Annotated in this window: 6 protein-coding genes and 2 pseudogenes; 2 read left to right on the plus strand and 6 right to left on the minus strand. The window is 72.8% G+C overall.

Going from position 1 to position 10,711, the window contains the following annotated elements:
* The 5 genes and pseudogenes from ABZ641_RS16200 to ABZ641_RS16220 all read right to left on the minus strand — a co-directional run.
* Positions 1–220: pseudogene (locus ABZ641_RS16200) on the minus strand (hypothetical protein); the annotation flags it as partial.
* A gap of 5 nt (positions 221–225) precedes the next feature.
* The gene (locus ABZ641_RS16205) at positions 226–1,539 is read right to left on the minus strand and encodes a glycosyltransferase (protein ID WP_359982410.1); all 1,314 of its coding nucleotides are present in this window, start codon (positions 1,537–1,539) and stop codon (positions 226–228) included.
* Positions 1,536–2,369 (minus strand): glycosyltransferase family 2 protein, encoded by an 834-nt coding sequence (locus ABZ641_RS16210; protein WP_344625459.1) that lies wholly within the window; start codon positions 2,367–2,369, stop codon positions 1,536–1,538. Before ABZ641_RS16210 ends, ABZ641_RS16205 begins: the two co-directional genes overlap by 4 nt.
* 298 nt (positions 2,370–2,667) lie before the next feature.
* Complete coding sequence (locus ABZ641_RS16215) at positions 2,668–4,794, minus strand: EAL domain-containing protein (RefSeq protein ID WP_344625460.1); 2,127 nt, start codon at positions 4,792–4,794, stop codon at positions 2,668–2,670.
* Positions 4,791–5,597 carry an SAM-dependent methyltransferase gene (locus tag ABZ641_RS16220; RefSeq protein WP_344625461.1) on the minus strand — a complete coding sequence of 269 codons (807 nt, stop codon included), beginning with the start codon at positions 5,595–5,597 and terminating at the stop codon, positions 4,791–4,793. The genes ABZ641_RS16215 and ABZ641_RS16220 overlap by 4 nt, the downstream gene beginning before the upstream one ends.
* Before the next feature lie 163 nt (positions 5,598–5,760).
* Here ABZ641_RS16220 and ABZ641_RS16225 point away from each other — a divergent pair, with 163 nt between their 5' ends.
* Positions 5,761–7,542 (plus strand): glycoside hydrolase family 15 protein, encoded by a 1,782-nt coding sequence (locus tag ABZ641_RS16225; protein WP_344625462.1) that lies wholly within the window; start codon positions 5,761–5,763, stop codon positions 7,540–7,542.
* Positions 7,543–7,675: 133 nt separating this feature from the next.
* Here the strand turns inward: ABZ641_RS16225 and ABZ641_RS16230 are convergent, their stop codons facing one another.
* Positions 7,676–9,901, minus strand: a complete 2,226-nt coding sequence (locus ABZ641_RS16230; RefSeq protein ID WP_359982414.1) for a glycoside hydrolase family 6 protein — start codon at positions 9,899–9,901, stop codon at positions 7,676–7,678.
* 370 nt (positions 9,902–10,271) lie between these two features.
* Here ABZ641_RS16230 and ABZ641_RS16235 point away from each other — a divergent pair.
* Positions 10,272–10,711, plus strand: a pseudogene (locus tag ABZ641_RS16235) (hypothetical protein); the annotation flags it as partial.

Genomic DNA, 10,711 nt, shown 5'->3' on the forward strand with positions numbered 1-10,711 from the left:
CGGCGAGCAGCGCGGCCCGCAGCCCGGAGGTGTCGCCCCGGGACGCGGTGGTGGTCACCAGGCCGAGCGGGCGGCCGTGCCGTCTGACCAGGGCGAGGACGGGGCCGCCGGTCGGCGGCGGGGCGGCGGCACCGCCGGGGACCCGCAGTTCCTGGGGGTGGGCGAGGTCGAGGTCGACGATCGCGGCCGGCGGGTCGGGCAGCGCGGTGGCGGCGGTCATGGTGATCACTCTCCGGTTCGGGCGCCGCGCTGGTGCCAGACGGTGTAGAGGTAGGAGAACGGGCCGTACAGCAGGCCCCGGAACTCCCGGCGGCCGAGGCCCGCCACCGGCTCGGGCCCGCAGCCCTCGGCGGCGCGCCGGCGGTGGACGGCCTGCCAGCGCCACAGGCCCTGCGGCAGGCGGCGGATCAGGTCGGCGAGCACGTCGGGCCGGTGGGCGACGGCGGCGGTCAGGTAAGCCCCGAAGCCGACGCCGAAGTTGAAGATCTGCCGGGCCAGCGCCTCGTCGGTGCGCGGGTGGCGGTGCCAGACGATGGCCTCCGGCTGGTACGCGATGTCGTGTCCGCCGTTGTAGACGGAGAAGAAGGCGTACAGTTCCTCGCCGCCGCGGGCGGGGGTGCCGGCGCCGGTGGCCGGGTCGAAGCCGCCGACGGCGCGCAGCAGGTCGGTGCGGAAGGCCATGTTGGCGCCGGAGCCGAACCGGCCGACGGAGAACCGCTGCAGCGGGTCGGCGTCCTTCTCGCGCAGCGACCAGCTGCGGGCGGCGAAGCCGCGGGAGTACCCGCCGTAGCGCTCCAGGACGGCCTGGGCGGCGGTGTCGAGTTCGGCGGGCAGCACCAGGCCGGTGACACAGCCGATCCGGTCGTCGGCCCGGAAGGGTTCGGCGAGCGCGGCGACCCAGCCCCGGTCGATCACGAGGTCGTCGTCGGCGAAGGCGCAGACGTCGCCGCGGGCGGCGGCGAGCCCGGCGTTCCTGGCCCGGGCGAGGCCGGGGAGCGGTTCGCAGACGTACCGGACCTGGTCGGAGTAGAGCGCCTCGATCAGGTCGCGGGTGGCGGTCCCGACCGGCGCGTTGTCGACCACGACCACCTCGACGTACGGGTAGTCGGTGCGCAGCAGCGAGTCGAGGCAGCTGCGGAGCGACTGGGGCCGGTTGCGGGTGCAGACCACCACGGTGACGGTCGGCGAGTCCGCGGGCACCCGCGGCGGCCCGGTCCGGCGGGGACGCGCCGCGGGTGTCGCGGTGGACAGGGAGGGAACGCGAAGTTCCCGGTGAGCGGCTTCGACCAGCGCCCGGCGCAGCGTGGCGGGATCGCCTGCCGTGCCTGTGGCCTCGACCAACCCCAGCGGGTGTCCGTGCAGCCGCACCAACGCCAACACGCGGCCCTCCGGGTCGACGGGGCCGAGACCGCCGGGCGAATGCAGCCGCCCGGGCTCGTCCAGGTCCAGCTCGACCACCCGGACGGGGGTGTAGAGCGATTCTCGCGCGGCTGGGCGCGGGCAGGCTGCCGGGGTGCGCCGGTCGTAGCCATTCATCATCGCTCCCCCACGGCAACGGGCGCCGCGGACCTGGCTCCGGGACGCTCGGCGATCAGCGTCCGCAGCACCCGTCGGCCGTCGGAGACGGCGTGGAGGTGCGAGCGACCGCTGCGGCGGGGAAGTTCGAGGCTCGGGACCTCGGCGATGCGGAGACCCGAGCGGAGGGCGTGCGCGATCATCTCGGCCTCGATCTCGAAGCCGGACGAGCGCAGCCGGAGTTCGTCGAGGAAGCTGCGGTTGAACGCGCAGTAGCCGTAGCAGAGGTCGGTCAGCACCGTGTGGTACAGCCGGTTGACCACGGCGATCAGGGCGCGGTTGCCGAGGGCGCGGATGCGGGTGAGGTCGAGCGATCCGCCGCCGGCGATGCAGCGCGAGCCCTTGACGAAGTCGTACCCGTTGTCGAGGAAGTGCAGGTAGTGCGGGATCTCGCCGGGCCACATCGAGCCGTCGGCGTCCATCATGACGATGTACTCGCCGGTGGCGGCGGCGAATCCGGTGCGCAGGGCGTTCCCCTTGCCCGGGCCCGTCTGCTGGACGTTGCGCACGGTCGGCAGGCAGTGCCGCGCCATGGCGAGGGTGGCGTCGCTGGAGGAGCCGTCGACCAGGATGACCTCGTCCACGCAGCGGGGGATCTGCTCGAACACCCAGGGGATGTTGCGGGCCTCGTTGTGGGCCGGCACGACCAGGCTGACGGTGTGCCGGGGGGCGAGGTCCCCGGCCCGGCGCATGGGCTGCGGTGCGCCCTCCGCCCTGTCGGTGGCTCGGCGCATGGGCCGGCCGTTGTGCATCGGGTACGGCTGGTGCGGGTCGGAAGACGCAGTGGTGCTCATCGCGAGCGGCCTCTCGGGAGGCGGCAGGGCACAGGGGTGCCCGCGGAAACGGGGTGGAGACGGATCAACGACGCTCGGGCTGCGTCCCCCGCGGCCTCGGTGAGCCCCCCGGGCCCTGCCCTCGGAATGCGTCGGTCGTCTCGGGCGCACGCGGCGCCGACGGTGACGGCCGGTACCTGGCGTCCCGCCGTAGCGGTACCGGTTGGAGCCATCATCCTCACGGCGGTCACGCCGAGTCAAGGACTTTGGGGCGGTTTATCTGAATTGCCCGATTTTTCGACGGGCGGTCGACGGCCCCTCACTCGGCGAGGTCGACCGTCTCCGACAGGTTGGCCTCGGCGATCCGGCGGGCGATCTCGCCGGGGCGGACGGGACGGCCGAAGTGCCACCCCTGCGCCCAGTCGCAGCCCATCAGCCGCAACCGCTCGGCGTCGGCGCGGTTCTCCACGCCCTCGGCGGTGACGGTCAGCCCGAGGGTGTGCGCGAGCGAGACGAGTCCGCTGACGATCCGCCAGCCGAGGTGGGTGTCCTTGGCCGGGTCGTGCAGGTCTCCGACGAAGGAGCCGGCGATCTTCAGCCCGGAGACCGGCAGGTCGCGCAGGTAGGCGAGGTTCGACCAGCCGGTGCCGAAGTCGTCCACGGCCAGCGAGACGCCGAGGTCGACCAGGCCGTGCAGCGACTTGAGCGCCTCGTCCTCGGGGCCGACCACGGTGGACTCGGTGATCTCCAGCTGCAGCTTGCCGGGCTGCAGACCGCTCGCGCGCAGGATACGGTCGAGGTCGGCGACCAGCCCGGCGTTGCGGGCCTGACGGACCGCCAGGTTGACGTTCAACTGCGGCGCCCGGTCGCCGAACCGGCGCACCCAGTCGGCCGCCTGGCCGCAGGCCTGCTCCAGCACCCACCGCCCGAGCGGCATGATCAGACCGGTCTCCTCGGCGGTGCCGACGAACTCCTCGGGCCCGAGCACGCCGAGCTGCGGGTGACGCCACCGCACCAGCGCCTCCACCGCGGCGAGCGACCCGTCGGCGAGGTTGACCAGTGGCTGGTAGTCGATGAAGAACTCTCCGCGGTCCAGCGCGGACGGCATCCGCACGGACACCGCGTACCGGCTGACCGCGCGGGCGTTCTCCTTGGGGTCGAAGAGCGTCCAGCGGCCGCGGCCGGCCTCCTTGGCCCGATAGAGCGTCAGGTCCGCGGCCCGCACGGCGGCGCCGGGGGTGGTGGTGGCGACCCGGCGTTCGAGGACGCCGACGCTGGCGCCGACGGCGAGCTTGTGGTCGCCGACGATCACCGGCTTGGCCAGCGCGGCGAGCACCGTCTTGGCCGCGGCCACCGCCTCCTGCTCGCCCCGGCAGTTCTCCAGCAGCACCACGAACTCGTCGCCGCCGAGCCGGGCCACCATGTGGCCGAGCGGGGTGAGCGCGGCGTCCAGCCGGCTGGCGACCGCCGTCAGCAGCTGGTCGCCCATGTCGTGGCCGAGGCTGTCGTTGACCACCTTGAAGCCGTCGAGGTCGACGTAGCACAGACCGAACCGGGCGCCCGGCTCCGGCTCCTCGAAGAGCCGCTCCAGCCGCTCGAAGAAGGCGGCCCGGTTGGGCAGGCCGGTGAGCGGGTCGTGGGTCGCCTGGTGGCGCAGCCGCTCCTGCAGGCGGTAACGGTCGGTGATGTCCTCCAGCATGGCGACCTGGTACTTGGGCACGCCGTCCGCGTCGCGGATCAGCGAGACGGTCAGGTGCGTCCAGACCACCTCGCCGTCGCGCCGGTAGTACGGCTTGTCGACCTGGAAGTACTCGCGCTTGCCGCTGATGAGGTCGCCGTACGCCTCCCACACGCCCGGGGTGTCCTCGGGGTGGACGAGGTCGCCGACCCGGCGGCCCGCCATGTCCTCCGTGCCGACCCCGAAGATCTCCCCGATGGCCTTGTTCACGGCCAGGATGTTGCCCTCGACGTCCCCGATGCCGATGCCGATCGCCGCGCTCTCGAACAGCGCCCGGAAGCGGGCCTCGGACTCGCGCAGGGCGCGCTCCACGCCGTGCCGGGCGGTGTCCGCGGCCAGCCGGATCGCCTCCTGCTCGCGCAGCGTCCGCTCGCGCAGGGCCGCGGCCCAGCCGGCCGCGAAGGCGCCGGAGAGCATCGGGCCGACGCCGTCGGCGGCGGGCTGCCGGTGCAGGATCTCGACCGCCCGGGCCAGCACCTCCGGATCGGTGAAGTGCGCGTCGACCAGCAGCGCGCCGGCCTGCCGGGCGGGCACGGGGTCGAAGGGCCGGGCACGGCGGGCCCGGTCGAGCAGCTCGGCGGTGCGGTCGACCAGGCTGTCGACGACCCGCGGGTGGACCGCTCCGCCGTGGTTGCCGCCGAGCAGCCGGGCCCACTCCTTGCGCAGGCCCTCCGTGCTGCCGGCCCCCACCGGCAGCCCGCCGCTCACGGGAGTCGTCCGACGCCGGCCACGCCCGTCATCCGCTCCGGATGCGGGCCGACCTCCTGCGGATCGTCCGGACGCCATTCGGGGAGGTAGACCACCCCGGGCTCGACCAGCTCGAAGCCGTCGAAGAAGGCCTCGATGGCCTCCCGACCGCGCATGGTGAGCGGGGTCGGGGTCTTCCGGTACAGGTCCTGGTGGGAGCCGGCCTGGTCGGGGCGGCCCTCCAGCGAGGCGTGCGAGAGCACCAGGGCGCTGCCGGGCGGCAGCGCGTCGCGCAGCGCGGCGACCAGTTTGTGCGGGTCGTCGGACTCCGGCACGAAGTGCAGCACCGCGACGAGCAGCACCGCGACCGGCTCGCCCGCCGCGAGCAGGCCGCTCACCTCGGGACGGGCGAGCAGGTCGTCGACGTGGCGCAGGTCGGCCTGGACGACGCTGCTGAGCGGGTCGTCCTCCAGCAGCAGGCGGCTGTGCGCCACGGCGACCGGGTCGTTGTCGACGTACACCACACGGGCGTCGGGGGCCGTCCGGCGGGCGGCCTCGTGGACCGGGCCGAAGGTGGGGATCCCGGAGCCGATGTCCAGGAACCGGGTGATGCCGGACTCGGCGAGGTACTGGACGGCCCGCCGCAGGAACGCCCGGTTGGCCCGCATGATCCGCGGGAGCTCCGGCCAGAGCTCCACCGCCTTGCGGGCCATCTGCCGGTCTGCCTCGAAGTTGTGCGAGCCGCCGAGGTAGTAGTCGTACATGCGGGCCGCGTTGGGCTTCTCGAGGTCTGTTCCGGCGGGCACCCAGTTCGGTTGCCGCATGACGGCACCCCCTCCGGTTCAGGAAAAAGCCAACAACTCGACATGATTTTCCTATGATCTGATCTTCCTTGCAAGCGGAACGGAAGTTCCCGGCTCCACCCCTGCCGGCCCCGGATTCCTTACGCCGCGCGGTTCCTGACGCCTTCGGCGGAGAATGGTCATGATGGCCGGACGCATCGAGGACTACGCCCTCATCGGTGACCTCCAGACCGCCGCCCTGGTGGGCAAGGACGGTTCGGTCGACTGGCTCTGCCTGCCTCGCTTCGACTCCCCCAGCTGCTTCGCCGGACTGCTCGGCGACCGCCGGCACGGCGCGTGGCGGATCGCACCCGCCACCGGCGGCGAGTGCACCCGGCGGCGCTACCTCGGCGACAGCCTCGTCCTGGAGTCCCTCTGGGCCACCCCCGACGGCACCGTCCGGATCATCGACTTCATGCCGCAGCGCGACCGCGCCCCCCAACTGGTGCGGATCGTCGAGGGCGTCTCCGGCACCGTCCCGATGCGCGGCGAGCTGCGGCTGCGGTTCAACTACGGCCGGGTCCACCCCTGGGTCCGCCGCACCGAGCACCACCGGGTCGCCGTCGCCGGCCCGGACTCCGCCTGGCTGCGGGTGCCGACCGGGGTGCACACCTACGGCGAGGACGGCACGACCGCCTCCGACTTCACCGTCTCCGCGGGCGACCAGGTGCCCTTCGTGCTCACCTGGCAGCCCTCCCACCTGCACGCCCCGCCCCGGGCCGACTCCGTGCAGGCCCTGGCCAGCACCCTCGACGGCTGGGAGCGCTGGGCGTCCGACTGCCACTACGACGGCGAGTGGCACCGCGCCGTGCTGCGCTCGCTGATCACCCTCAAGGCACTCGCCTACGAGCCCACCGGCGGGATCGTCGCCGCCCCCACCGCCTCACTGCCCGAGGTGCTCGGCGGCGAACGCAACTGGGACTACCGCTTCTGCTGGCTGCGCGACTCCAGCCTCACCCTCTCCGCGCTGCTGCGCGGCGGCTTCCGCGAGGAGGCGGCCGCCTGGCGCAAGTGGCTGCTGCGGGCGATCGCCGGCGACCCCGGCGACCTGCAGGCCGTCTACGGCGTCGCGGGCGAACGCGGACTGCCCGAGATCGAGGCCGACTGGCTGCCCGGCTACGACGGCTCGACGCCGGTGCGGTTCGGCAACGTCGCCGTCCGCCAGCTCCAACTCGACGTCTACGGCGAGGTGGTGGACACCATGCACCTCGCCCTGCAGGCCGGGATCCCGATGGAACGCCAGGTCTGGAGCCTGCTGCGGACGCTCATGGCCTACCTGGAGAAGCACTGGACGGAACCCGACGAGGGCCTGTGGGAGGTACGCGGCGCCCGGCGGCACTTCGTGCACTCCAAGGTGATGGCCTGGGTCGCCGCCGACCGCGCCCTCAAGATGGCCGAACTCACCGGCCTGCCCGCCCCGGTGGACCGCTGGCGGGAGATGCGGGACGCGGTGCACGCGGACGTCTGCGAGAACGGCGTGGACCGCCGCCGCGGCCTGTTCGTCCAGGACTACGGCGGACAGGACCTGGACGCCGCCACGCTCTTCGTCGTGAAGAGCGGCTTCCTGCCGCCGGACGACCCGCGGGTGGTGCGCACGGTGGACGCCGTCCGCACCGGGCTGGACCACGGCGGGCTGATCCGGCGCTACTCGGTGGGCTCCCCCGCGGACGGCCTCCCCGGCAACGAAGGCGCCTTCCTGGCCTGCTCGTTCTGGCTCGCGGACGCCCTCGGCGCGATCGGGCGGACCGGCGAGGCCCGCGACCTGTTCGTCCGACTGGTCTCGCTCGGCAACGACGTCGGACTGCTGGCCGAGGAGTGGGACCCGCACTCCGGACGCCAACTCGGCAACATGCCACAGGCGTTCAGCCACGTGGCCCTGGTCAACTCCGCCTTCGAACTCGCTGCCAGGCATCCTGAGCAGGGGTGACCCGTCGGGTGCCCCCACGCGCCCCTGAGGGGTTTCCGTTGCCCTGAGGGGTTGCCCCCGCATGCGGGAGGGCGGCCGATCCCACCGCCGTGGGATCGGCCGCCCGGGGTCCGCGATCAGGTCGCGGTGCGGGTCACAGCGCCGTGCAGGTCAGCGTCGGGACGGCGTTGCTGCCGCCCGAGTTGGTGGCCCCGAAGCCGAAGCTCGCCGAGCCGCCTGCCCCGATCGCGCCGTTGTACGCCGCGTTGGTGACGGTCACCGCCTGGCCGGTCTGGGTGTAGCTGCCGTTCCAGAGGTTGGAGATCTTCTGCTGGCCGCCGTAGGTCCAGGTGACCTTCCAGCCGTTGATCGCCGTGGTGCCGTTGTTGGTGACGGTGACGTCGGCGTTGAAGCCGGCGCCCCAGTCGCTGCTCACCTTGTAGGTGGCGGTGCAGCCGGAACCGTTGCTGGTGCCGGAGGTGGTGACGGAGAGCGCCGTGGAGGCCGCCGAGACGTTGCCGGCCGCGTCCTTCGCCTTGACCGTGTAGCTGTACGCCGTGGAGGCGGTCAGACCGGTGTCGGTGAACGAGGTGGTCGCGGACGAGCCGACCAGCGTGCTGCCCCGGTACACGTCGTAGCCGGTGACACCGACGTTGTCGGTGGAGGCCGTCCAGGACAGCGAGACGCTGCTGGAGGTCTTCGCCGACGAGGTCAGACCGGTCGGGGCGGTCGGCGCCTGGGTGTCGGTGGTGCCGCCGGCCGAGGTGGTGACGGAGAGCGCCGTGGAGGCCGCCGAGACGTTGCCGGCCGCGTCCTTCGCCTTGACCGTGTAGCTGTACGCCGTGGAGGCGGTCAGACCGGTGTCGGTGAACGAGGTGGTCGCGGACGAGCCGACCAGCGTGCTGCCCCGGTACACGTCGTAGCCGGTGACGCCCACGTTGTCGGTGGAGGCCGTCCAGGACAGCGAGACGCTGCTGGAGGTCTTCGCCGACGAGGTCAGACCGGTCGGGGCGGTCGGCGCCTGGGTGTCGGTGGTGGTGCCGCCGACCGGCGGGTAGGCGTTGGCCAGCAGCTGCTGGAACTGCGCGGAGAACCAGGCACCGGCGAGCGGCGAGTTCGCCAGCGCGCCCGTCATGCTGTTGCCGTTGCGACCGTTGCCCGTGTAGGTCGGGTCGCACATCCGGTCGAAGCCCTTGCCCTCGTCGTTCGGGATCACCTGGCTCGCGCCGTCGGACTCACCCGGGGGCTTGGCCCACACGTAGGCGTCGATGCCCGTGGCGGGCGCGGTGGTCGGGCGCTCGCCGAGGCCGGCACCGCTCTGGTTGCACCAGTTGCCGGCGTGGATGCGGCGGTCGACGCGGCTGCCGTTGACGTAGTCGTCGACGGAGGTCAGCGGGCCGGAGCCGGCCGGACGGGCGGTGCCGCCCCAGCCGTTGCGGGAGGTGTCGATCAGCATGCCGATGCTGCTGTTGAAGCCCTCGCCGATCAGCTTGGTGCGCAGCGCCTGGGCGAAGGACAGCTCGTCGACGTAGTAGTTCCAGTCGACCCACTTGGACTGGCGCACGGTGGTGCCGTTCACCGAGTCGGTGACCTTGAAGTACGGCTCGGTCAGCGCGCTGTAGTTGGCGGTGTTGACAATGAAGCCGGCCACGTCGTTGACGGTGGCGCCGCCGGTGGTGGCGGCCTTCTTGAACTCGGTGGCGGCGGGGCCCATGTTGGAGTCCCAGCCGAGCCAGCCGTGGTGCGCGGCGTCGATGTAGTTGTAGACGTTCGGGATGGCGCCCAGGGTGTGCAGGGCGTAACCGACGCCGGCCTCGTAGTTGCCGTTCGCCTTCATGGTGGCGCAGGCGTCGGTCGAACCGGCGGTGCCGCCGGCGTTGGTGACCAGGTTCGGCAGCGAGTCGGGCTCGATGACGTTGACGATCCGCAGGCCCGCGTACTTGGAGTCCGACATGATCGCGGCGATCGGGTCGATGTACTCGGTCTTGTAGCGGCCGATCTCGGTGGCGCCGAGCTCGCCGTTGGAGGCGAGGGCGGAGCAGTCGCGGCCGGGCAGGTCGTAGATGACGATCTGCACCAGGTTGGCGCCCTGGGCGAGGGCGGTGTCCAGATGGGCGCGCAGGCCCTTGGCGGAGGAGGAGCCGCTGATCGCGGCGATCCGGTCCATCCAGACGAAGGTCGGCTGGTTGGCGACCGCGGAACCGCCGGGCTCGGCGGCGGCCTTGGCGGACCAGTCCGGGTTCACATAGACCTTGGCGCCGGCATACGGGTTGTCGAGCTTGGCCTCGGCTGCGGCTGCGGGCTGGACGGCCGTCGCGAGCGGCAGCACGGCTGCGACGCCCAGCGCCGCGGCCGCTGCCGACGTGCGCAGACGCCGCATGATGGGGGAAGGCACTTACGGAGTCCTTTCGGGTGGGGGAGGGACCCTGACGTGCATCGGAGGGAGTCGCGGGTGGGAGCGCTCCCACTTGCTGGGGATCGACGATACGTCGATGGAACAGTCGGAGCTCGGTCGACGAGTCGTCGGAGCAGCGGGAATTCTCAACCCGCGCTTCAGGGCCAGGCCCTGAGCTCATGGGATATCAAGCCACGAAGGCCATGTCCCGTCAAGGCATCGGACGGAGTTGACGATGCGAAACCTGAACTCCCGTGGGAGCGCTCCCCTTTTGGGCATGCTGCGCGGTCGCCCGGCGCACCCGTAGCGTGGAGACGGCGGGTCGCTGCCCGCCGACCGGACGGAAGGAGCGGCGGTGACGGAGTCCTTCGACCGCAGCGGGACGGGCAGCAGCAAGTGGGCCCGGGCCGGCCGGGGCCGGATCGCCCTCGGCCTCGCCGACATGGACCTCCCCGGCCCCGCCGCGATCGGCGCCGCCCTCGCGGAGCGGGCCCGCCACCCGGCGTTCGGCTACACCGTGGCCGATCCGGACGGCCCGCGCCTGGTCGCCGAGTGGTACCGCCGACGGCACGGCGCGGTCGTCGACCCGGCGTGGGTGCTCTGTCTGCCCTGCGGTCCGCGCACCGCGATGCGGCTGCTGCTGGACGCCGCCGCACCGCTCGTCCGCGGCCGCACCGCCGTCGCGGCGGCGCCGGAGTGGGGCGGTTTCGCCGGGCTCTGCGCGGCGGCCGGCCTGCCCTTCACCGCCGTCCCGCTCGGCCGCGCCGACGACCCGTCCGGGCTGCCGGTCGACCG

The organism is Kitasatospora sp. NPDC007106, assembly GCF_040634455.1.
GTDB classification, from domain to species: Bacteria; Actinomycetota; Actinomycetes; order Streptomycetales; family Streptomycetaceae; genus Kitasatospora; species Kitasatospora arboriphila.

Coding starts and splice junctions, on each gene's coding strand:
- ABZ641_RS16205 (WP_359982410.1), bottom strand. CDS start 1,539: ATGATGAATGGCTACGACCGGCGCACCCCGGCAGCCTGCCCGCGCCCA.
- ABZ641_RS16210 (WP_344625459.1), bottom strand. CDS start 2,369: ATGAGCACCACTGCGTCTTCCGACCCGCACCAGCCGTACCCGATGCAC.
- ABZ641_RS16220 (WP_344625461.1), bottom strand. CDS start 5,597: ATGCGGCAACCGAACTGGGTGCCCGCCGGAACAGACCTCGAGAAGCCC.
- ABZ641_RS16225 (WP_344625462.1), top strand. CDS start 5,761: ATGGCCGGACGCATCGAGGACTACGCCCTCATCGGTGACCTCCAGACC.
- ABZ641_RS16230 (WP_359982414.1), bottom strand. CDS start 9,901: ATGCGGCGTCTGCGCACGTCGGCAGCGGCCGCGGCGCTGGGCGTCGCA.